General features: G+C 62.4%; 20 protein-coding genes and 1 pseudogene. 9 read left to right on the plus strand and 12 right to left on the minus strand.

Annotation, left to right across the window (positions count from 1 at the left end):
* Positions 1–489 precede the first annotated feature (489 nt).
* The 8 genes from AB5202_RS08475 to trxA form a co-directional block, all read right to left on the minus strand.
* On the minus strand, positions 490–1,158 hold the full coding sequence (locus AB5202_RS08475; protein ID WP_368144268.1) for an HAD family hydrolase: 669 nt from the start codon (positions 1,156–1,158) through the stop codon (positions 490–492).
* Positions 1,159–1,263: 105 nt separating this feature from the next.
* Complete coding sequence (hypE, locus tag AB5202_RS08480; protein WP_035136616.1) at positions 1,264–2,298, minus strand: hydrogenase expression/formation protein HypE; 1,035 nt, start codon at positions 2,296–2,298, stop codon at positions 1,264–1,266.
* Positions 2,299–2,346: 48 nt separating this feature from the next.
* A complete protein-coding gene (hypD, locus tag AB5202_RS08485) occupies positions 2,347–3,459 on the minus strand; it encodes a hydrogenase formation protein HypD (protein WP_368144269.1) in 1,113 nt (370 codons plus the stop codon).
* A complete protein-coding gene (locus AB5202_RS08490) occupies positions 3,459–3,719 on the minus strand; it encodes a HypC/HybG/HupF family hydrogenase formation chaperone (RefSeq protein ID WP_368144270.1) in 261 nt (86 codons plus the stop codon). Before AB5202_RS08490 ends, hypD begins: the two co-directional genes overlap by 1 nt.
* A gap of 131 nt (positions 3,720–3,850) precedes the next feature.
* Positions 3,851–6,535, minus strand: coding sequence for a carbamoyltransferase HypF (gene hypF, locus AB5202_RS08495; protein WP_368144271.1), 2,685 nt, complete (start codon positions 6,533–6,535; stop codon positions 3,851–3,853).
* A 116-nt stretch (positions 6,536–6,651) separates the two neighbouring features.
* On the minus strand, positions 6,652–7,164 hold the full coding sequence (nikR, locus tag AB5202_RS08500; RefSeq protein ID WP_022094795.1) for a nickel-responsive transcriptional regulator NikR: 513 nt from the start codon (positions 7,162–7,164) through the stop codon (positions 6,652–6,654).
* A gap of 1 nt (position 7,165) precedes the next feature.
* Positions 7,166–7,414 carry a hypothetical protein gene (locus AB5202_RS08505; RefSeq protein ID WP_138375298.1) on the minus strand — a complete coding sequence of 83 codons (249 nt, stop codon included), beginning with the start codon at positions 7,412–7,414 and terminating at the stop codon, positions 7,166–7,168.
* 221 nt (positions 7,415–7,635) lie between these two features.
* Positions 7,636–7,956: a thioredoxin gene (trxA, locus tag AB5202_RS08510; RefSeq protein WP_022093990.1), complete on the minus strand. Its 321-nt coding sequence runs from the start codon at positions 7,954–7,956 to the stop codon at positions 7,636–7,638.
* A gap of 136 nt (positions 7,957–8,092) precedes the next feature.
* On the opposite strand from trxA, the gene AB5202_RS08515 reads away from it, so the two are divergent.
* On the plus strand, positions 8,093–8,668 hold the full coding sequence (locus AB5202_RS08515) for a hypothetical protein (RefSeq protein ID WP_368144273.1): 576 nt from the start codon (positions 8,093–8,095) through the stop codon (positions 8,666–8,668).
* Positions 8,669–8,732: 64 nt separating this feature from the next.
* On the opposite strand, the gene AB5202_RS08520 is transcribed toward AB5202_RS08515, so the two are convergent.
* From AB5202_RS08520 to AB5202_RS08530, 3 genes and pseudogenes are all read right to left on the minus strand, one after another.
* Complete coding sequence (locus tag AB5202_RS08520; RefSeq protein ID WP_368144274.1) at positions 8,733–10,010, minus strand: GHKL domain-containing protein; 1,278 nt, start codon at positions 10,008–10,010, stop codon at positions 8,733–8,735.
* Complete coding sequence (locus tag AB5202_RS08525; protein ID WP_368144280.1) at positions 10,010–10,144, minus strand: hypothetical protein; 135 nt, start codon at positions 10,142–10,144, stop codon at positions 10,010–10,012. The genes AB5202_RS08520 and AB5202_RS08525 overlap by 1 nt, the downstream gene beginning before the upstream one ends.
* A gap of 233 nt (positions 10,145–10,377) precedes the next feature.
* Positions 10,378–10,716 (minus strand): annotated as a pseudogene (locus AB5202_RS08530) (LytR/AlgR family response regulator transcription factor); the annotation flags it as partial.
* A 292-nt stretch (positions 10,717–11,008) separates the two neighbouring features.
* Between AB5202_RS08530 and nadA the strand changes: the two are divergent.
* From nadA to AB5202_RS08550, 4 genes are read left to right on the plus strand one after another with little or no spacing between them, the layout of a single operon-like run.
* Positions 11,009–12,034, plus strand: a complete 1,026-nt coding sequence (gene nadA / locus AB5202_RS08535) for a quinolinate synthase NadA (protein ID WP_229030437.1) — start codon at positions 11,009–11,011, stop codon at positions 12,032–12,034.
* Positions 12,035–12,090: 56 nt separating this feature from the next.
* A complete protein-coding gene (locus AB5202_RS08540; protein WP_368144276.1) occupies positions 12,091–13,467 on the plus strand; it encodes an L-aspartate oxidase in 1,377 nt (458 codons plus the stop codon).
* 3 nt (positions 13,468–13,470) lie between these two features.
* Positions 13,471–14,331, plus strand: coding sequence for a carboxylating nicotinate-nucleotide diphosphorylase (gene nadC, locus AB5202_RS08545; protein ID WP_195503007.1), 861 nt, complete (start codon positions 13,471–13,473; stop codon positions 14,329–14,331).
* Positions 14,331–14,876 (plus strand): transcription repressor NadR, encoded by a 546-nt coding sequence (locus AB5202_RS08550; protein WP_368144278.1) that lies wholly within the window; start codon positions 14,331–14,333, stop codon positions 14,874–14,876. The genes nadC and AB5202_RS08550 overlap by 1 nt, the downstream gene beginning before the upstream one ends.
* 239 nt (positions 14,877–15,115) lie before the next feature.
* Here the strand turns inward: AB5202_RS08550 and AB5202_RS08555 are convergent, their stop codons facing one another.
* The gene (locus tag AB5202_RS08555) at positions 15,116–15,301 is read right to left on the minus strand and encodes a DUF362 domain-containing protein (protein ID WP_006235216.1); all 186 of its coding nucleotides are present in this window, start codon (positions 15,299–15,301) and stop codon (positions 15,116–15,118) included.
* 790 nt (positions 15,302–16,091) lie between these two features.
* Between AB5202_RS08555 and dnaK the strand changes: the two genes are divergently transcribed.
* From dnaK to AB5202_RS08575, 4 genes are all read left to right on the plus strand, one after another.
* A complete protein-coding gene (gene dnaK / locus AB5202_RS08560) occupies positions 16,092–17,984 on the plus strand; it encodes a molecular chaperone DnaK (protein WP_006235214.1) in 1,893 nt (630 codons plus the stop codon).
* A 2-nt stretch (positions 17,985–17,986) separates the two neighbouring features.
* Entirely contained in the window at positions 17,987–18,829 is an 843-nt protein-coding gene (locus AB5202_RS08565; protein ID WP_368144279.1) for a nucleotide exchange factor GrpE, read from the plus strand.
* A gap of 107 nt (positions 18,830–18,936) precedes the next feature.
* On the plus strand, positions 18,937–19,902 hold the full coding sequence (locus tag AB5202_RS08570; protein WP_055285310.1) for a DnaJ C-terminal domain-containing protein: 966 nt from the start codon (positions 18,937–18,939) through the stop codon (positions 19,900–19,902).
* A 72-nt stretch (positions 19,903–19,974) separates the two neighbouring features.
* On the plus strand, positions 19,975–20,391 hold the full coding sequence (locus AB5202_RS08575) for a heat shock protein transcriptional repressor HspR (protein ID WP_006235210.1): 417 nt from the start codon (positions 19,975–19,977) through the stop codon (positions 20,389–20,391).
* Positions 20,392–20,513: the final 122 nt, after the last annotated feature.

Below are 20,513 nucleotides of genomic sequence, written 5' to 3' on the forward strand. Positions count from 1 at the left end.
GTTGCGGCGCGGCTGCGCCTATGGCACTTCAACATCATTGTCGCAGCCCCGACCCGCGGTCACGAGCGGGGGCTCCTATCTTTTTAGTGCCCTCGGATTGGGTCATAGTGTCTGTCGTTGCCAAAACAACGTCGTTCCCTTGGTTGGCTTAAAGTGGCACTTTTACCTGCGACGTTGCCATCGCTGAAGTAGTCATTGGGAAGGCGGCAGCTGGGGACGTTCCTTTTCTGCCGGCAGTTGGGGACACTCCTTGTGCCAGCGTTGCACCGAGTGCTTGGGAAACCGCGACCCGGTTTTTGGCCGAATAGTGGGTCGCATTTTCCGGATGGGGTGGGTTGCGGAAACTGCGACCCGGAATATTGCTCTGAAGTGGGATGCGGTTTCCCTGATGCGCCTCAAACGGAAAGCGCATCCCATTCCGGAGCTTCAAAACGGGATGCGCTTTCCGCGCGGAAGAATTGTCGCAGCTGCGTTAAGCAGTGTCGCTCGTTACTCGCCCAGGATTAGCGCTGCGAGCTCGCCCTGGGTGTCCACCACGTAGTCGGCGCCGGCGGCTTCCAGCTCTGCGCGGCCGCGGAAACCCCAGCTGACGCCCGCACTCTTAAGGCCGGCGTTGTGGCCGGTCAGGATATCGACATTGGAATCGCCTACGTAGAGCGTGGTCGCCGGGTCGGCGCCTAGCTCTTCCATCACATGCAGCGTGACGGGTGCTTCGGGCTTGGGCGGAAACGCATCGACACGGCCCTGCACCAGCGCAAAGCGCTCGGAACCAAAATACTTTTCGATAAGCGGAGCCGCCGAGACGTGGTCCTTGTTAGTGAGCACGGCAAGCTGAACGCCCGCGGCGCGCAAGCGGTCGAGCATCTCGATCGTGCCGGCATAGGGAGCGGTGTGGTCTTCCTTGTGCTCGCCGTAGTAAGCCCTAAACTCGGCAAGCGTCTGCTTAAACATGCGGCCGTCGCCTGCGTACTCGGCGGGCATAAAGCGCTCAACCAGCTTGAGCATGCCGTTTCCCACCTTGTAGCGGTACTCGTCAACGGCAAACGTGGGCCAGCCGTGCGCCTCGCAGGTATGGTTGCCGGCGGCCGCCAGGTCCTCGAGCGTGTTGAGAATGGTGCCGTCCAGGTCAAAGATCACATGGGAAAAAGCTGCTGCCATGGGTGCTCCTGCCGCTTGAGTTGTAAAACGCACCCCATGATACTGGGCATGCGTGCCGGGCATGTTTGGAATCTGAATATCTTTAATAGCCCTGAGCCTTTGTCGTTAGCAAATTCTCGGCAGCTGCTCTCCTACGAGCATGTCGAGGATGCGGGTCGAGCCCCAGCCGGTGCGCACGCGCACGGCGGGATGGGCGCCCTCGGCAAGTGGCAGCACGCGGCCGATGATGGCGGCATTCTCGCCGTAGCGGGCGGCGCGCATGGCGCTCAGCGCGGCATCGGCTTGCTCGGCCGGCACGACGGCAACCATCTTGCCCTCGTTTGCCACCTGCAGCACATCGTAGCCGAGCATCTCGCAGGCGGCCTGCACGTCGGGACGCACGGGCACGGCATCCTCGTCGATCTCCATGGCAACGCCGCTGGCCTGCGCAAACTCGTTGAGCGTCGAGGCCAGGCCACCGCGCGTGGGGTCGCGGAAGCAGCGTGTGTCGGGTGCTGCGGAAAGCACATCGGCAATCAGGTGGTTGAGCGGCGCGGCGTCGCTTTCGATGGTGCTCGAAAACGCCAGACCCTCGCGTTGGCTCATGATAGCGATGCCGTGGTCGCCCAGTGTACCCGAGACCAGGATGACATCGCCGGGCTGGCAGTTTGCGCCGCTGAGCGCCACGCCCGCAGGCACCTCGCCCACGCCGGCGGTATTGATATAGACGCCGTCGGCCCCGCCGCGCTCGACCACCTTGGTGTCGCCCGTGATTATGGACACGCCCGCCTCGTGCGCCGTCTCGGCCATCGTCTGCACAATCTGGCGGAGCCTATCCATGGGATAGCCCTCTTCGAGGATAAAGCCGCACGACAGGTAGCGCACGTTGGCGCCCGAGGTCGCGACGTCGTTGACGGTTCCGCACACGGCGAGGCGGCCGATGTTGCCACCGGGGAAGAACTGCGGCGAGACTACAAAGCTGTCGGTCGACATGGCGATGCGCCCGCTCGCGGGCAGCGCGGCGACGCCGGCATCGTTGCCTTCGAGCAGCTCGGGCGACCCAAAGGCATCCAAAAAGACCTCATCGATGATGCGTTTCATCATCTGGCCGCCGGAGCCGTGGCCCAGCAGGACGGTGCTATCGGTAACGCTATGGGACATATCGAAAACTCCAATCGTGGGTGGTGCCGGTGTGCGGGTGTGCCCGGGCTAGTCGCGGTAGCGGTAGTACGCCGCGCAGCTGCCCTCGGAGCTCACCATGCACGGGCCGACGGGGTGCTCGGGCGTGCAGGTGCGGCCAAAGAGCGGGCAGCTGCTCGGCGCAATGGCCCCGCGCAGCACGTCGCCGCAGCGGCACCCGCGCGGCTCGACCGTCGCCTCAACGGGCACGTCAAAGCGAGCGCGGGCATCAAAGCGCGAGAACTCGGGGCGGATGGAAAGGCCCGAGTTGGCAATCAGCCCCAGCCCGCGCCATGTGGTATCGCACGGCTCAAACACCTGCTCGACCAGCTGGCGCGCCACGGGATTGCCGTCTGCGTTGACGCCACGGCGGTAGGCGTTGTCAATCACCGGCCTGTCCTCGACAACCATCTGGACCAGCATGCAGATGCCCTGCAGGATATCGACCGGTTCAAATCCCGTGACCACGCCCGGGGTATTGAATTCGTCGACCAAAAAGCTAAAGGGCACCAAGCCCGTGATGGTGGCGACGTGGCCCGGCAGGATAAAGCCGTCGATGGTGGTCTCGGGGTCGTTGGCGATGGCGCGCAACGCCGGCGGCGTGGCCTTGTGGGCGCAATAGACCGAGAAGTTCAAAAGCCCGCGCGCCTCGGCCTCCAAGATGGCGGCGGCGATGGTGGGCGTCGTAGTCTCAAAGCCCACGCCCATAAAAATGACCGGGCGATCAGGGTTTTGCTCGGCAATGTCGAGCGCGTCGAGCGGGGAATAGACGATACGGATATCGCGCCCCGCCGCCTTTTGCGCAGCGAGCGAGGTGGATGATCCGGGCACGCGCATCATGTCGCCAAAGGTGGTGATGATGGCGCCGTCTATGTTGGCGAGCGCGATTGCGTGGTCGATGTCGCGGTTGGCGGTGACGCAGACGGGGCAGCCCGGGCCGCTCAGCAGCTTGAGCCCGGCCGGCATAATGGAGCGAAAGCCATAGCGCCCGATGCTCACGGTATGCGTGCCGCAGACTTCCATAAGGTTGATGGCGCGGTCGCCGACAAGCTCATGAATGCGCTCGATGAGCTCGCGAGCCAGCTTTGGATCGCGGAATGCCGAGAAGTCGATACCGGAGCGCGCCGGCTGCTCGGGCGCCACTAGTAAGCCTCCGCCGGGTTGGTGGCAAGCTGATCTTCTTCGACCAGCTCGGACATGGCATTAACAAGCTCGAGCGTTTCCCGTGCTTCCTGCTCGTCGACAATCTGGATGCCAAAGCCGGCGTGTACGAGAATATAGTCGCCAACCTGCGCCGTCGGCACGAGTCGCAGCGACACGGGGCGCTCGATGCCCATCATGTCGACGGTGGCCTTGAGGTCGTCGTCGCGTTTGACTACTTTACCGGGAACGGCAAGGCACATATTGTTCCCCTTTTATACGCTTTGCGCTGGACGGGCGCTCAATAATCCATCAGTTGATGGTAGCGCTCGCGGGCGCTGCGGGCAAACGCGCTACACCTGTGAGACGGCGGCTTGCGGGCTGGCCGAACAGCCTATTGTGGCGCGACCTGTGCGAGGCGAGTGCGTGCGACTGCTGCCTGACCGTAGGCGATGCAGCCGTCATTGACGGGTACGGTGTGGGGGACAAGGACAGTAAAGCCTGCGCTTTTGAGCTCGCGGGTGAGAAGCTGAAGCAGAAGTCGGTTCATGAACACGCCGCCCGAGAGCGCGACGGTATCGATGCCTTCGCGCGTGCAGATTTCGCGTGCGATTCGTGCCGAAGAGCGCGTAACGGCGACATGGAAGCCGAGTGCGAGCTTGTCGGCGGGCACGCCGGCCCTGATTCCCTCCAAAAGCGCCTTAAAAAGTGAGCTGGGGTCTAGGACGAGAGGCCTGCTCGAGGTTGCTTGGACAGTTAGTTCAGATTTGTACTTTTTAGAGCAGCAATGGGTGGCATAGATTGTCTGCGAGGTCCCCGAATGGGTTGATTTGTGGTATCCGACGGGCAAATTAGACGCAAATGAGGCGCCTGGAGAGCCCTCTTCGGGGTAATCTGAGCCAAAACCGTTGGTTAGAGGGTCTGTATTTAATACAAATCTGAACAAACTGTCCAGCCGCAATGGGTCAGATGCGGAACGGCCGTCTTTATCGTCGGGAACATGGGCGATTTCGCCGTCGAGCGCGCGCCAGGCGGCGGCTTCGAGTTCTATGGCGGGTTCGCCCTCGTAGGTTGCCTTGCCGCAGATACCCAGAATCGCTGTCGCGGCATCAAAGAGACGCCCCATGCTGCTGGTACGCGGGCTGTTGATGCCGCGCTCGATCATGGTGGCTGTCACGCTGCGTGTTTGCTCGTCGAGGCTGTCCAAAAGCCGAGCGGCACCTGGGTGCTCGAGCAGGCCGAGCTCACTGAGCAGGGCAAAGGCGTTGCGGCGGGCGTCGCGCACGGAGGCCGCCCCACCGGGGAGCGCCCAGGTGCGCAAATGCGCGGCGCGCTCAAAGCCGTCAAGGCCGGCAACAAGAAACTCGCCGCCCCAAATGGTCCCATCGGTGCCGGCGCCGGTGCCGTCAAAGGCGATGCCAAGGACGCGCGCGTCGGTTGTAAGCTGGCCCGCGGCGATAGCCTCAGCCATTACGCTCGCGATATGCGCATGATGGTGCTGCACCTCGACGAGCGGCAGATTGCATTTTCGCGCCTGCTCGCGCGCCCACTGGCCCGATAGATAGCTGGGGTGTAAATCGCAGGCCAAGGCGGCGGGCGCCAAATCAAAGAGATCTTCCAAGCGCGTGCGCGCGGTGTTCCAGGCATCGAAGGTCCCGCCGTTTTCAACATCGCCGATATGCTGCGACACAAAACAGGTCGCCTCGCCGTTCGTCCCTTCACGCGTGAGCGTAATCGTGGCCTTTTGTTGCGGCCCGCAGGCGAGTACGCAGGACGGAGCGCCGTCGAGCGCCGGCAACGGCAGCGGCTGGGGTGCATATCCACGAGCGCGGCGAACGGGCATAACGGCGCCGTCGACCACGCGCACCACGGAATCGTCATAGCGCGAGAGAATCGCTCGATCGTTGCCGAGCAGCGCGTCGGCAATGCCGGCGGCAACGAGGCGCTCCCAGGCAAGATCGTCATCGGTCTCGATGGGCTCTTCGCTCAGGTTGCCGCTGGTCATGACGAGTGCGCTCATGCCGCGCGCCGCGGCCGCGGCGAGCAGTAAATGTTGAAGCGGGGTGTAGGGGAGCATGACGCCGAGCTCGGGCAAGTCGTGCGCGACAGATGGCGCGAGGGCGAGGATGTCGGGGGAACCGTCGTTGTCCTCGCTAACAGTGCGCCGGCGCAGCAGCACGATGGGGCGGATACTGCCAGCGAGCAGATCGCGTTCAGCATCGTCGATATGACACAGGCGCTCGGTATCAGCAAGACTGCGTACCATGACGGCAAGTGGTTTGTTGCTGCGGCGTTTGCGACGGCGCAACTCGGCCACCGCCTGCTCGTTGGCAGCGTCACAGGCTAGATGGAATCCGCCCAGACCCTTGATGGCGACGATGCCGCCGCCAGCCAGCAGCTCGACGCAGCGTTCGATGATGGCATCGCTGGCCTCGCGCGTGGAGCCGACGGCTGGTGTCGCGTCGACTGCCGTTGGCACAACACCGCAATTGACCTCACGCCACGTAATATGCGGTCCACAATCAAAGCAGGCATCGGGCTGCGCGTGAAATCGCCGATCGAGCGGATCGGCATACTCTGCGGCGCAGGTGGGGCACATGGGAAAGCGATTCATCGAGGTGGCCGCTCGGTCATAGGGCAGCGAGCGAATGATGGTAAAGCGCGGTCCGCAGTTGGTGCAGTTGATAAAGGGATAGTGAAAGCGTCGGTCGGCGGGGTCGAACAGCTCGCGCAGGCAGTCGTCGCACGTGGCGATGTCGGGTGAGATGAGCGTCGTGTGGGCAGTTTGATCCTGTGACGCCACAATGCGAAAACCCTGCTCGTTAGCGGCGTCCCAGCTGCCGGGTGCTAGGTCCATAACCTCGACATGCTCTACGCGGGCTGCCGTAGGCGCATGCTCAGAAAGCGCGGCGACAAATCCGTCAACCGCCTCGGCACAAGCGTGCGCCTCGATATGCACGCCGTCGCCCGCATTGAGCACCCATCCGCAAATGCCATGCGCCATGGCCTCGCGATACACAAACGGCCGCATGCCAACGCCCTGCACAATGCCCGTTACATGAATATGCACATGCCGCATGCGACACTCCTCATCAAAACCGACCAAAAAGGGACAGGTTTATTTTGGTAGGTAAAACGCTAAACCTGCCAAAACAAACCTGTCCCTTTTTGGCAGGTGCGCTGCGGGAAATCCCGCTATAGCCCCAGGCTTTGCTTGGTGGCGGCGCAGGTGAGCTCGCCGTGCTTAACGCCGCGCAGGCCCAGCAGGCGGTCGGCTAGTTCGTAGACGCGCTCGCCGCGACCCTTGAGCGCCAGAATCTCCAAGCAGTTGTGGTGATCCAGATGCACGTGCATGGTCGATACGATCTCGTCGGTGTAGTCGTGCTGCACTTCGTCCAGACGGCGCGTCAGGTCGCCGGTATGGTGGTCGTAGATCATGGTGAGCGACCCGATAACGTGCTCATCGGGCGTGCGCATCTGCTCCTTGGCGATCGAGGCGCGAATCAGGTCGCGCACGGCCTCGGATCGGTTGGCCACGTCGCCGCGGCGTGCGATCTGCTCGTCAAAACGGCGCAGCAGATCGTCGGGTGCGGTAACCGAAAAACGGACCAGCTCGGAGCCGGAACCACTGCAGTGGCAGCCCGCGTCACCGTCCGCCCCGTGCGGATGCTCGTGCTCGTACCCGCAGCTGTGCTCGTGTTCGGCCACCTTACACCAGCTTCACGGAGCCGACGGAGTTGTGGTCGGCCTCGATGGCCTCTTCGTAGCCCTCGAGTGCGGCATGGGCCTCGTGCAGCGCGGCCATGGCTGCCTCGAGCTTGGCGCCGATGCGCTCCATGTCAAAATTCTCGGTCGCATGCAGCAGCTGATGGCTCCACTCATGAGCGAGCTCGATGGTGTCGTCGACCTGTTTGACGCTCATGGCAAGCTGGCTCATGTTCATTCCAACATCATGCATGGAAAATCTCCTTTTGTATGGGGTAGTTCAGTGGTTCAGATTTTACTACGCCCGCTCTGTGCGCAGCTGCATAAGAAAACGGGTACGAGTCTGTGCGACCCGCACCCGTTCACTGGGGGCTGTTTGTGACTACCATACTATCCGTGGTTGCACTCGGTGCATCCAGAAGTCCGGCGAGCGGTGTAAAAGCGCTCATAGACGGCGGGTAAGTAACAAGCGTATTACAGATGCTTCTCCAGCAGCGCCTGCAGCCTCGCCTTGGGCAGAGCGCCAACCGAGCGGTCAATCTCCTCGCCGTTCTTAAACACAATCAGCGTGGGGATGCTCATGACGCCATACTTCATGGCCAGATCCTGGTTGTCGTCGACGTTGCATTTGGCAACGGCAAGCTTGCCCGCCAGCTCATCGGCAACCTCGTCAACGATGGGCGAGAGGGATCGACAGGGCCCGCACCACGGTGCCCAAAAATCGACCAGCACGGGCAGGCTGTCGTTAACGATGGAATCGAAGTTCTCGGGGGTAATCTGATTAATGTCAGCCATGGTGACCTCCATAATGCGACGCGGCTCGGCCGCGTAAAACTCAGTACGACCGTGCTTATACCCAGCCGTCCGCAAAGCAACCACTCGCGGGCAGCTCTTTTATATAATGGTGGGCACGCAAACGATTGGAGAGCGCATGTCCACGTCACAAAGCCAGAGAAAAGAAGCCATCGCCCAGGCGGCCGAGCAGGAGCTCACATCACTCGCGGGTCGTGGCGTGCGTATCGCAGGCAACGCGTGTTCTCCGATTGTGCTGGTCAAAGGCGATTTGGACGAGGCCGAGCGTTCGGGTGGCGAGCTGGCTGCCGGCCCGGATGGCGCGGCGTTGCGCAAGGCGCTTGGGGCCATCGGTTACGCGCCCGAAGATTTTTGCGTGCTGGCAAGCGTCGCCGGCGTGGGTGACGGAGCGGTCGCGGTGGGCGAGACTCTGCCGTGCGAGCTGTTCCGTGAGGCGCTTGAGGCTTTGGACCCCGAGGCGGTGCTACTGCTCGACAACAACGCGGCTGACGCCATGCGCGAGACCTACGCCGATATGCTCGTGGCGATCGATGACTTCGACACCGCCATGCTCAAGCCCGGCCTGGTCGCCCATGTGCAGGGCCGCCGTGTGCTCGCGCTCGACGGTTTTGAGGCAGCGCTCACTGACAAAGCCGCCAAGCAGCGCATGTGGGCCTACATCAAGCAGCTGACTCCGGCGGCCGCTCCGCTGTAGCGGATTGGCACCGGTGAGCGATTGCCTGGCGGGCAAGACACGCCGCGAGATCGGCGCCGCACTTCTACATCACAGCGCGCAGCTCAAACCGATCGCCGTTAATGCGGAACTGACAGTTGCCGTTCATGCGCTCCACGGCGAGTTTGATGCTTCTGGTGCCAAAGCCGTGGCCCGCATGCCGGGTCACGGGCATGCCGTCGACCATGCGCGGCGCGCGGTCAAACGTATTGGAAACTAACAGCAGCAGCTGACTGTCCTCTAATCGCAGGTCAAGGTCGACGAATCGCTTTCCTTGGGGTGCGGCGCTTGCGGCGGTGATAGCGTTTTCCAAGGCATTTGAGAGCACGCTAAACAGGTCGGCGTCGCCTACGTGGATGGTTTCGGGTACGGCGGCGCGCAGGTTGGCGGTAATGCCGTTTCTATTGATATCCGAGTTAAATGACGAAAGCGCGATGTTTACGGTCTCGTTGGCGCAGAAGCGGCGTACGGCGGTGCGATCGCCGGCTTCGCAGAGTTCATCGATGCGTTTGAGCGCCTCGTCGGTGTGGCCCTCCTCAATTAAAGCGGCCAGGCCGCGTAGGAAGTGGCGCATGTCGTGGCGCAGAATCGACAGCTCGCGCCCAGATTGACGCCAAGCCTCGAGCTCTTTGATGGCGGCGCTGTCGCGGGTCTCGAGCATCCAACGCTCTCGCTCGGCGGTTTCCTTTTCTTCGTATTCGCGCAGGTAAACGGCAAGAAACATAAGATAGAAGGCACAGAGCGCAAATGCCAAAAACTCAACCGTCACCACCGAGCCCGAGTGGAACAGCGTGGTGTAGACGTTGGTGGCATAGTCAAAGACGTAATAGACGAGCGGCAGGATTAAAAGGATGCCCAGCTCGGTGGTGCTTTTAATCGCCAAGCGCGGACCGATGTCGCCGGCCCAATGCAACAGGACGGCAAAGACGGCGAGTGTGGTCGCGATACGCGCCAGATAGTACGCAATCTGCGAATCGGTTGCGGCAAAGGCGGCGATGCCCATCCAATTGCTGAACTGGCAGCTCAGATAGGCACTCGTAATGCCGAGCGCGGCAAGCAGCGGGCTCAGGCGGTAGCGCGCACACAAATAGATGATGAGCGGCAGATGCACGACGAGCGGATATACCTGGCGGGCGAAAAGCTCGCCGCCGACGGCATTGGCGAGGCCAAATGCGCATCCGGTTACGGCACCGACCAGCACCAGTTCAAGCGCATGACGCCGGTTGATCTCGATACCGCACAGCGCCGCCGAGGCAAAGACGCCAAAGAGTAGCGTCGTGGCGTGGTGGATTGCCCAAAGGATCATTTCGACCGAGGAGACCATCAGCGCCTCCCGCCCTCAAAGCGCACCGCAAAGTAGGCGTCTTGGAATCCCTGCTTGCAGCTGCGCGAAAGCGGGATGCACGCGCCGGAGCGCATGACGATGTCCGTGCGATCGAAGTGGTCGATGTTGCGCAAGTTGACCTGGTAACTACGGTGGCATTTTGCGCCAAACGGTCCTCGACGCTGCGGAACGACTCGAGTGCCTCGATGTCGCGTCCGTCGCGCAGGTGGAAGACCACGTGCTTGTTGCGCGCCTCGGCATATTCGATGTCGGACAGGCGCAGGGCGTGGTAGCCAAAGGAAGTTTTGATCACGAGCTCGTCGGTTGCCGCCGGGCGCATGCTCGAAAGCTCGTTAAGTAACTGCGCCAGGCGTTCGTAAGTCACGGGCTTGAGCAGATAGTCGAAGGCACGGACCTCGTAGGACTCCAGTGCGAACTCGGGCGACGAGGTGAGGAACACCAGGCGCACGGCGGTATCGGCCTGGCGCAATTCGCGCGCGGTGTCCATGCCGTTGACGAGCGGCATGATCATGTCGAGCAGAATGATGTCGGCGCGCGATGCGGCATGGCGGGCCAGCAGGTCCTCGCCGCGCGTGACGAGCGCAACATCGACCGCCGTGCCCGTCTCGGTCGACCAACGGTCGATCATCCGGTGCAGTCTATCTAGAAAAGCGACATCATCGTCGCAGGCAATAATCTTGAGCATTCGGCCCCCTTAAGTAGTTCGATTTTGCCACATCGGGTACGCGCCGCTTGCGGGGGTGCGGACCGTTTGCGCCCCACGGCGTGCAACTCGCGCCAAGCGGTATTGCGGTGGCGAAAGATGCCTCCTGCGCCATCGAGAGCTCAGCTATCCTCAGCTTGCCAGTTCGAATATGGACCTGCCACATGATTGAATCTTTATTTCAACTTTACACCTAGGTTTACAGCTGTCTTGTCAGCTGTAAACCTAGGTGTCATACTAAAGCCCCAAGATTCGCCAAAAGAGAGGGGCCTTGATGGCACAGAGCGCGAACATGGATGCGTCGGAGCTTGCACGCGATATCGCGGCCGGCCTAGCATCGGCAACGACGGCAACGGAGCGCGCGGCACTGGTGCCCGCAGAGCTCGTCGAGGCCATTCAGCAACTAAAAACCCAACGTGACGCGGTGATCCTGGCGCACTATTACGTGGCGCCCGAGGTGCAGGCTGTGGCCGATTACGTCGGCGACAGCTTCTACCTGGCAAAGCTTGCCAAGAGTCTGCCGCAGCAGACTATCGTGCTGTGCGGCGTGGAGTTTATGGGCGAGAGCGCCAAGCTGCTCAACCCCACCAAGACCGTGCTGCTGCCCGAGCCGGGCGCGGACTGCCCCATGGCGCACATGGTCAAGCGCGAGACGGTCGATGCCGCCCGTGCCGAGTATGGCGATGACCTGGCCGTGGTGTGCTACGTCAACTCGACGGTCGAGATCAAAAGCTGGAGTGACGTGTGCGTTACCAGCTCCAACGCTGTCAAGATCGTGTCCGAGCTGCCGCAGCAGCACATTCTGTTCATTCCCGACCAGAATCTGGGCCGTTTCGTGGCCGAGCAAGTGCCGCAGAAGCACGTCATTCTCAACAAGGGCTACTGCCCGCGTCACCACATCATCACCGTCGAGCAGATCGTCGACGCGACGGAGGCCCACCCCGACGCGCTCGTGCTGGCGCACCCCGAGTGCAAGGCCGACGTTCTGGCCGAGGCCGACTACATCGGCTCCACCGCCGGTATCATCAAGTATGCCGAGGAGTCGGACGCGAGCGAGTTCATCATCGTGACGGTCCGCGGCGTGCTCTACGAGCTCGAGCGCCGCTGCCAGGGCACCGGCAAGAAGTTCTATTTCCCCGCGGTGCAGCCCACCTGCGTCAACATGGACCTCATCACGCTCGAAAAGCTCGTGCGCTGCCTGGAGACGGGCGAGGGCGAGGTGCAGATCGGCGTCTCGGACGAGGCGGCAGACCAGGCCAAGCTCACGCTCGACCGTATGCTCGAGTACGCGGCGCGCTAAGCCAATGTGGCATGAGGGACAGCCCCTTACGCCACATTACAAGGGAGAGGATTCCTGTGGAAACCAAGCAATACCCCGACATGGAGTGCGACGTCGTCATTGCCGGCTGCGGCGTGGCGGGCCTATACGCGGCCCTCAATCTGCCGACGAGCACGCGCGTGATCATGCTCTCCAAGGGCGCTGTCGACGAGTGCGATTCGATGCTCGCGCAGGGTGGCATCTGCGTGCTGCCCGAAGGCTCTGACTACGATGCCTTCTTTGAGGACACCATGCACGCCGGTCACTACGAGAACCGCCGCGAGAGCGTCGACATCATGATCCGCTCGAGCCGTTCGGTCATCAACGACCTGCTAGCGATGGGCGTGGATTTCGAGCGCAAGGCCGACGGCAGCCTCGACTTTACCCGCGAGGGCGCGCACAGCCGCCCGCGCATTGCCTTCCATGCCGATATTACGGGTAAGGAGATAACGACCAAGCTGCTCCAGGCCGTTCGCAAGCTGGATAACGTGCAGATTCTTGAGCACGTGGCCATGACCGACATCCTGACGGGCGAGCGCGATGGGGCCACGGTGTGCACCGGCGTTGTCGCCGTTCCCGTGGACGAGGACAACTCGGTCCGCCCCGCCGACGAGCTGGCACATGCCGCCGAGGGCGTGCATACCGGCGAGCCGTTTAAGATCCGTGCCCGCCATACGCTGTGGGCGACGGGCGGTATCGGCGGCGTGTACGACCATTCGACTAACTACCCGCAGCTCACGGGCGATGCCTGCTACATTGCTCAGGAGCATGGCATTAAGATGGAGCACCTGGACTACGTGCAGATTCACCCCACGGGGCTGTTCTCGCCGCAGCCGGGCCGCACCTTTCTGATCAGCGAGAGCTGCCGCGGCGAGGGCGCGATTCTGCTCAACGCCGCTGGCGAGCGCTTTACCGACGAGCTGCAGCCGCGTGACGTGGTCGCCGCCGCCATTCGCGAGCAGATGAAGCAGGACGGCACCGAGCACGAGTGGCTGAGCTTTGCCCCCGTCGAGCGCGATGTGGTGACCGGGCACTTTACCAACATCCGCGCGCGCTGCCTGGAGGACGGCCGCGATATCTTGGACGAGCCCATTCCCGTTACGCCCACGCAGCACTACTTTATGGGCGGCGTGTGGGTCGACAAGGACGGCCGTACCTCGATGCCCGAGCTCTACGCCGCGGGCGAGACGGCTTGCAACGGCGTTCACGGCAAGAATCGCCTCGCATCAAACAGCCTGCTCGAAGCGCTGGTCTGGGGTCGTCGCGCCGCGTGGTATATGCGTACCGGCGAGTCGCTGGCCGTGGAGCAGGCGGGCGATCCCGCGCTCGATGGCCGTCATCGCGCCCTGAGCGCCGATCCCCTGGCAATCGATGATTTGGCCCGTGCCGCCGGCACGCAGGCCGTGGAGGAGTAGACCATGAATCCCATTACCATGAAGCTCGTCGTCGATGATCTGATCCTGCAGGCCCTGCGCGAGGACATTACGTTTGAGGACGTGAGCACGGCGAGCGTGTGCCCCACGGCGCGCCCCGCCACGGTGGAGCTTATCGCCAAGGCCGATGGCATCATCGCGGGCTTGGACGTGTTCGCTCGCACCTTTGAGCTGCTGGATCCGCAGAGCTCGGTGCTGTTTGATGTCGTCGATGGCGATGAGGTGCACGCCGGCGACCACGTGGGCCAGGTGCGCGGCGACGCGCGAGTGCTGCTTTCGGGCGAGCGCGTGGCGCTCAACTATCTGCAGCGTATGAGCGGTATCGCCACCTACACGCACAACATGGCAGCGGCGCTCGAGGGTACCAAGACCGTGCTTGTCGACACGCGCAAGACCACACCGGGCATGCGCGTCTTCGAGAAGGCCGCGGTCGAGATCGGTGGCGGCAGCAACCACCGCTACAACCTGTCGACGGCTGTCATGCTCAAGGACAACCATATTGACGCCGCCGGTGGTGTGACGCGTGCGATCGAGATGGCACGCGCCCACGCATCGTTTACCACGACGGTCGAGATCGAGTGCGAGAACCTGAGCATGGTGCGCGAGGCCGTGGAGGCCGGTGCCGACATCATCATGCTCGACAACATGACCCACGATGACATGGCTGCCGCGATTGAGCTTATCGCCGGTCGCGCCAAGACCGAGTGCTCGGGCAACGTGGACGCCAACAATATCCGCGCCCTGGCCGATCTGGGCGTTGACTTTATCAGCTCGGGGGCGTTGACGCACTCTGCGCCGATTCTCGACCTCTCGCTTAAGCATCTGCGTCTGCTGGACGGTAAATAATGAACGCCCGCGAGCGCCGTCGTGCCATCATGGGCGTGCTCGAGGAAGCCAGGGAGCCCGTTTCGGGCAGCGCACTTGCCCGCGAGGTGGGCGTGAGCCGTCAGGTCGTGGTGCAGGATATTGCCCTGTTACGCGCCGATGGGCACGATGTCGTGGCAACCAACCGTGGTTATGTGCTGCAGGAGGCCCCCAGCAGCCCCGCCGTGCCCACGCGCTTGGTCAAGGTTCGCCATAGCGTGGAGCAGGCAGGCGATGAGCTCACGAGTATCGTCGACGCCGGCGGCGCCGTGCTCAACGTGATCGTCAATCACCGCGTGTACGGTAAGATCACGGCCGACCTGGACATCCGCAATCGTCGCGATGTTGGGCGCTACCTGCACGATATCGAGAGCGGCAAGAGTTTCCCGCTACTAACGGTGACGAGCGGCTATCACTTCCATCGCATTGCGGCGGAGGATGAGCAAACCCTCGACGAGATCGAGGCCATACTCAAGGAGAAGGGCTATCTGGCAGACCTGATGCCCTACGAAGACGATCTATCGTAGCCGACGCTGCAAACGCCCCTAAGCGGCAATCTGACGTTCAATCGTCGGTTGCGTACAAAAAGTACGCTTCCCTCCTCTTTCACGTCACCTTGCTCGCTTAGGGGTGTTTTCGCTGACGTGAGCTCAACCTGCGACGGTGCCAAATTAGTTATCCGCACAAAAAAGGAGGCCTCCGCGGCGATGCGGAGGCCTCCTTTTTTGTGCACGGTGTACTTTTGAGTGTGCAGGTGGGGGAGTTGTTACTCCTCGACGATCTCGGTGATCGCGCCAGCGGGGCAAGCGTCCTGGCAAGCGCCACAGGCGACGCAGGAGTCCTCGTCGGCGACGGTAGCGACGTCCTGGAGCTCCAGAACGCCAGCGGGGCAGGAGTCGACGCAAACGCCACAAGCGATGCACTCGTCGGCATCAATTACGGGATGAGCCATGGTAGTTTCCTCTCTGTTGACCGACGCTACAGACGATGCGCGCCGGTTTGATTCGGGCAAAAACATACCACGGGAGCGACCGTTTGCAATACCCTCTGGCCGGCATCTTCATACCGTTCGCCGAGTATGCCACGGCTTACTAAAAAACATGCAGGTGAGGCCGATGAGCTGCGCAAATGTTAGCTAAAGGTGACTTGAAATATAGGGCGATTGAGCGAGCTAGCGGAAAGCGCATCCCGGAATTTGGCCGAGAAACGGGTTGTAGTTTCCGACTGGGCCACTGGCGGAAACCGCGACCCGGAATTCGCATTCAAAACGGGACACAGTTTCCAGTTGAGCGCTCAATCGGAAACTGCATCCCGGAATTCGAGCTTAGACTGGGACGCGCTTTTCGGTCGGAGCTCCATGGGAAACAGCATCCCGAAACATGCGCTCAAAACGGGTCGTGCTTTCCGGCTGAGCCTTCAAGCGGAAGATGCATCCCGGAATCGACGCTCAAAACGGGTCGCGCTTTCCTCGGGGTTGCCCCAAGACCGCTCCGTGCGGCTCCGGACTCAAGCCTCAGTCATCTCTACATAGATCTCAATAGATTTGCCGAGAACTCATTCAGCGCATCTACCTGCGCATTTAAGAACCTAAACTCTCAGCAATAAGAAATCTTATATGAATTGACTTAGATTTTGTATATTCCGGCCCATAAGGGGATACACTACATCCTGAAAGACAAGCCGAAGCGCCGCGCGGCAGACCGCCGAGTCGGTGCAAACGCACAAGAGAGAGGGAATTTCTAATGGGCAAGATTCTTGGTATCGACCTTGGTACTACTAACTCCGCAATGGCCGTTCTCGAGGGCGGTTCTCCGACCATTATCGTGAACGCCGAGGGCGACCGCACCACCCCGTCCGTCGTGGGCTTCCGTGCCGACGGCGACCGCGTCGTGGGTAAGGCCGCTAAGAACCAGGCTGTCACCAACCCCAAGAACACCGTGTTCTCCATCAAGCGCTTCATGGGCCGCAAGTACTCCGAGTGCACCTCCGAGATCAAGACCGTGCCGTATGAGGTCAAGGAGGGCCAGGGTGGCCGTGCCGTCGTCGACATCGAGGGCAAGGATTACACCGCCGAGCAGGTGAGCGCCATGACGCTCGCAAAGATGAAGGCCGACGCCGAGAAGTATCTGGGCGAGACCGTCACCGACGCCGTCATCACCGTCCCGGCCTACTTCAACGACGCCCAGCGTCAGGCCACCAAGGACGCCGGTAAGATCGCTGGCCTCAACGTCAAGCGTATCGTCAACGAGCCGACCGCTGCTGCTCTGGCTTATGGCCTGGACAAGCAGGGCACCGACCAGCGCATTCTGGTCTTCGATCTGGGCGGCGGCACCTTCGATGTCTCCATCCTCGACCTCGCCGACGGCGTGTTTGAGGTTCTGTCCACCTCGGGCGACAACCACCTGGGCGGCGACGACTGGGATCAGCGCGTCATCGATTGGATGGCCGATAAGTTCCAGCAGGAGAACGGTGTCGACCTGCGTCAGGACCCCATGGCCCTGCAGCGTCTGAAGGAGGCCGCCGAGAACGCCAAGAAGGAGCTCTCCGCCGCCCAGCAGACCACCATTAACCTGCCGTTCATTACCATGAACCAGTCCGGCCCGCTGCACCTCAACTACACGCTGACCCGCGCCGAGTTCGAGAAGATCACCCGCGACCTGCTCGAGCGCTGCAAGCAGCCTGTCACCAACGCCCTGCGCGACGCCAAGCTTAAGCTCTCCGATCTGACCGAGGTCATCCTCGTCGGCGGCTCCACCCGTATGCCCGCCGTCCAGGAGCTCGTCAAGACCATGACCGGCAAGCAGCCCAACATGTCCGTGAACCCCGACGAGGTCGTTGCCGACGGCGCTGCCGTCCAGGGCGGCGTGCTTACCGGCGACGTCGAGGGCATCCTGCTGCTCGACGTTACCCCGCTGTCGCTGGGCGTCGAGACCATGGGCGGCATCATGACCAAGATGATCGACCGCAACACCACGATCCCGACCTCCAAGACCGAGGTCTACTCCACCGCTGCCGACAACCAGACTAGCGTCGAGATCAACGTGCTCCAGGGCGAGCGCGAGCTTGCCCGCGACAACAAGTCGCTCGGTAAGTTCCAGCTGACCGGTATCCCGGCTGCCCGCCGCGGCGTGCCGCAGATCGAGGTCACCTTCGACATCGACGCCAACGGCATCGTCAAGGTCTCCGCTAAGGACAAGGGCACCGGCAAGGAGCAGCAGATCACCATCTCCGGCTCCACCGCGCTTTCCGACGACGAAGTCGATCGCATGGTCAAGGACGCCGAGGCTCATGCCGAGGAGGACAAGAAGCAGAAGGAAGAGGTCGAGGTCCGCAACCAGACCGACAGCCTGTGCTACTCCACCGAGCAGACCCTCAACGAGCTGGGCGACAAGGTTTCCGCCGACGTGAAGTCCAAGGCCGAGGCCGCTATCGCCGACGCCAAGAAGGCGCTCGAGGGCTCTGACGTCGAGGCCATCAAGGCCGCCGGCGAGTCCCTGCAGTCTGTGGCCTACGAGCTGGCCCAGGTTGTCTACGCCGACGCTCAGCAGCAGACCGACGGTGCCGCCGGCGCCCAGCCTGCCGACGATGACGTCGTCGACGCCGACTACGAGGTTGTGGACGACGAGGACAAGTAATCATGTCCGCCCGTAAAGCTCGCACGGAGGCGGCTGCCGCTGGCGCCGCCCCCGTTGACTCTGAGGAGAAGGACGTGAAGATTCCCGTAGAGGCCGTCGACGATACCGAGGCCAACGAGGCCGCGGCCGCCGAGGCTGCCGAGAACCAGGTAGAGGATTCCAACAAGGAGGCGACGATGACCGAGGACGAGATGGTGGAAGCCGCTATCCGCGCCGGTGAGGAAGCCGCCGACAACGACTTTAAGCTCAAGTTCGAGCAGGCTCAGAAAGAGCTTGCCGACGTGCGCAATGAGCTCGATGCTGCGGCAGAGGCTCAGAAGGCCGCCGAGGACAAGGCAAAGGACGCCACCGAGCGTACCGCCCGTCTGCAGGCCGACTGGGAGAACTTCCGTCGCCGCACCGCCAATGAGCGTATCGCCGAGCGCGAGCGCGCGACCGAGAAGCTTGTCACCGCGCTGCTGCCGGTGATCGACGATATCGAGCGCGCGATCGACCATGCCCGCAGTCAAGAGCTTTCCGACGACTTTAAGCAGTTCGTCGATGGCGTTGACGCGGTACATGCCAAGCTGCTCGACGTGTTCGCGCATGAGGGCGTTGAGCCCATCGACCCCAAGGGCGAGGCGTTCGATCCGCTCGAGCACCAGGCCGTGGGTCGCGTTGAGGACGCGTCGCAGTACGACGAGACCGTCAACGACGTGTACCAGAAGGGCTACCGCATGGCGGATCGCATCCTGCGTTCCGCGATGGTGACGGTGACCTACGGTGGCGAGAAGCGCCCCGCACCGGAGCCCGAAGCGGCGCCCGAGGATGCTGCGGCCGATACGGTCGAGAGCACCGAGGAGTAATTGAGAAGGGCCCCGGGGCAACACCCGGGGCCCTTTCTGGCCTAGTGCCATATGAAAGCATGAGCCGCCGCCCGCTGAGCGGCGGATGAAACAGGAGAGGAGCTACGATGGCTGCAGGCAAAACCTTCTATGACATCCTGGGCGTATCCAAGAGCGCCTCCGACAAAGAGATCAAGAGCGCGTTTCGCAAGCTCGCGCAAAAATATCACCCAGATGCCGGCGGCGACGAGGCCAAGTTCAAGGAGATCAGCGAGGCCTACGAGACGCTTTCGGACGAGAAGAAGCGCAAAGAGTACGACCAGATGCTCATGTTTGGCGGCATGCCGGGCGCGGGCGGCGCGTATGGCGGCGGCTACGGTGCCGGCGCGGGTGCCAGCGGCTGGGGCGATATCTTCGACAGCATCTTTAGCGGCAACGGCGCCTGGGGCAGCGATTGGGGCTCGGGCTTTGCCGGGGCTGCGGGTGCTGCCGGTGCCGGCGCGGGTCGCAGCCGCGCTCGCAAGGGCGGCGACCTGTCGTTGACCGTCGATGTGACGGCCGAGGACGCGTTTCGCGGCGTGACGCACAAGGTCACCTACCGCATTCCCTCGACGGGCGAGCAGCAGACCATCACGGTTTCGGTGCCTGCGGGTGCGGTCGACGGCGGCAAGCTGCGCTACAAGCGTCGCGGCGAGTATGGCGTTGCGGGTGGCGAGCGCGGCGACCTGGTCGTGACCACGCATGTGGAGGAGCACCCGCTGTTTAAGCGCAAGGGCGCTGATGTGACCATGGAGGTACCGGTCTCGGTCTACGAGGCGGCGCTCGGCTGCACGGTTGACGTGCCGACGCCCGGCGGCGCGACGGTTCGTCTGAAGGTGCCCGCGGGTACCCAGACGGGCAAGAAGTTCCGCTTTAAGGAAATGGGGGCGCCCGATGTTAAGCACCGTGGCCGCACGGGTGCGCTGCTCGTCGAGATCAAGGTGCAGGTCCCCACGAACCTGTCCGATGACGAGCGCGATGCCATGACCAAGCTGCGCGAGGCCGACACGCGCGATTATCGCGAGAAGGTCAACCGTTACAAGGCGACGTACTAGGGCGGTCGTGGCGCACACCCGCGCCCGCGGGCTTATGATGGACGATAACGAGACGGAAAGGGGTCAGGTAGCATGGCCGAGGACAATAGGAATAAACCGCTGTACATGATTAGCGTGGCGGCCGAGTTGACCGGCATGCATCCGCAGACTCTGCGCGTCTACGAGTCCAAGGGCCTGGTGAACCCCCAGCGCTCGGGCGGCAACACGCGTCTGTATTCGCGTGCCGATATCGAGCGCCTGGAGCTCATCAACCAGCTGACCGACGAGGGCATCAACCTTGCCGGCGTGGTGCGCATCCTCGATATGAAGGAGCGTGCCGAGGAGCGCGAGCGCGAGAACGAAAAGCTCCGCGCCCGCGTGCGCCAGCTCGAGGACGAGCTGCACGAGTACAAGATGCAGAAGAAGATCACCGCCCTGGCCCCGCGCGACGGCTCGGTTAACCCCGAACAGGTCATGCGCAAGCTTTTGGGCGCAGGCGGGGATCTGTAGTTACGCGGTTCTACGAACCGCGTAACGGCTCGACGCTGCGCGGGTCGCATTTGGACAATCTGACGTTCAACTTCAAGGGCGCGACCAGAAGGTCAGCGCCCTTTCGTTTCACGTCACCTTGT

The organism is Collinsella aerofaciens, from assembly GCF_040915545.1.
Taxonomy (GTDB): domain Bacteria; phylum Actinomycetota; class Coriobacteriia; order Coriobacteriales; family Coriobacteriaceae; genus Collinsella; species Collinsella aerofaciens_BE.

What these genes read in the sequence shown, in the direction of transcription:
- AB5202_RS08475 (WP_368144268.1), bottom strand. Translation starts at nt 1,158, where the DNA reads ATGGCAGCAGCTTTTTCCCATGTGATCTTTGACCTGGACGGCACCATT.
- hypE (WP_035136616.1), bottom strand. Translation starts at nt 2,298, where the DNA reads ATGTCCCATAGCGTTACCGATAGCACCGTCCTGCTGGGCCACGGCTCC.
- AB5202_RS08490 (WP_368144270.1), bottom strand. Translation starts at nt 3,719, where the DNA reads ATGTGCCTTGCCGTTCCCGGTAAAGTAGTCAAACGCGACGACGACCTC.
- hypF (WP_368144271.1), bottom strand. Translation starts at nt 6,535, where the DNA reads ATGCGGCATGTGCATATTCATGTAACGGGCATTGTGCAGGGCGTTGGC.
- AB5202_RS08505 (WP_138375298.1), bottom strand. Translation starts at nt 7,414, where the DNA reads ATGCATGATGTTGGAATGAACATGAGCCAGCTTGCCATGAGCGTCAAA.
- trxA (WP_022093990.1), bottom strand. Translation starts at nt 7,956, where the DNA reads ATGGCTGACATTAATCAGATTACCCCCGAGAACTTCGATTCCATCGTT.
- AB5202_RS08515 (WP_368144273.1), top strand. Translation starts at nt 8,093, where the DNA reads ATGTCCACGTCACAAAGCCAGAGAAAAGAAGCCATCGCCCAGGCGGCC.
- AB5202_RS08520 (WP_368144274.1), bottom strand. Translation starts at nt 10,010, where the DNA reads ATGGTCTCCTCGGTCGAAATGATCCTTTGGGCAATCCACCACGCCACG.
- nadA (WP_229030437.1), top strand. Translation starts at nt 11,009, where the DNA reads ATGGCACAGAGCGCGAACATGGATGCGTCGGAGCTTGCACGCGATATC.
- nadC (WP_195503007.1), top strand. Translation starts at nt 13,471, where the DNA reads ATGAATCCCATTACCATGAAGCTCGTCGTCGATGATCTGATCCTGCAG.
- AB5202_RS08550 (WP_368144278.1), top strand. Translation starts at nt 14,331, where the DNA reads ATGAACGCCCGCGAGCGCCGTCGTGCCATCATGGGCGTGCTCGAGGAA.
- AB5202_RS08555 (WP_006235216.1), bottom strand. Translation starts at nt 15,301, where the DNA reads ATGGCTCATCCCGTAATTGATGCCGACGAGTGCATCGCTTGTGGCGTT.
- dnaK (WP_006235214.1), top strand. Translation starts at nt 16,092, where the DNA reads ATGGGCAAGATTCTTGGTATCGACCTTGGTACTACTAACTCCGCAATG.
- AB5202_RS08565 (WP_368144279.1), top strand. Translation starts at nt 17,987, where the DNA reads ATGTCCGCCCGTAAAGCTCGCACGGAGGCGGCTGCCGCTGGCGCCGCC.
- AB5202_RS08570 (WP_055285310.1), top strand. Translation starts at nt 18,937, where the DNA reads ATGGCTGCAGGCAAAACCTTCTATGACATCCTGGGCGTATCCAAGAGC.
- AB5202_RS08575 (WP_006235210.1), top strand. Translation starts at nt 19,975, where the DNA reads ATGGCCGAGGACAATAGGAATAAACCGCTGTACATGATTAGCGTGGCG.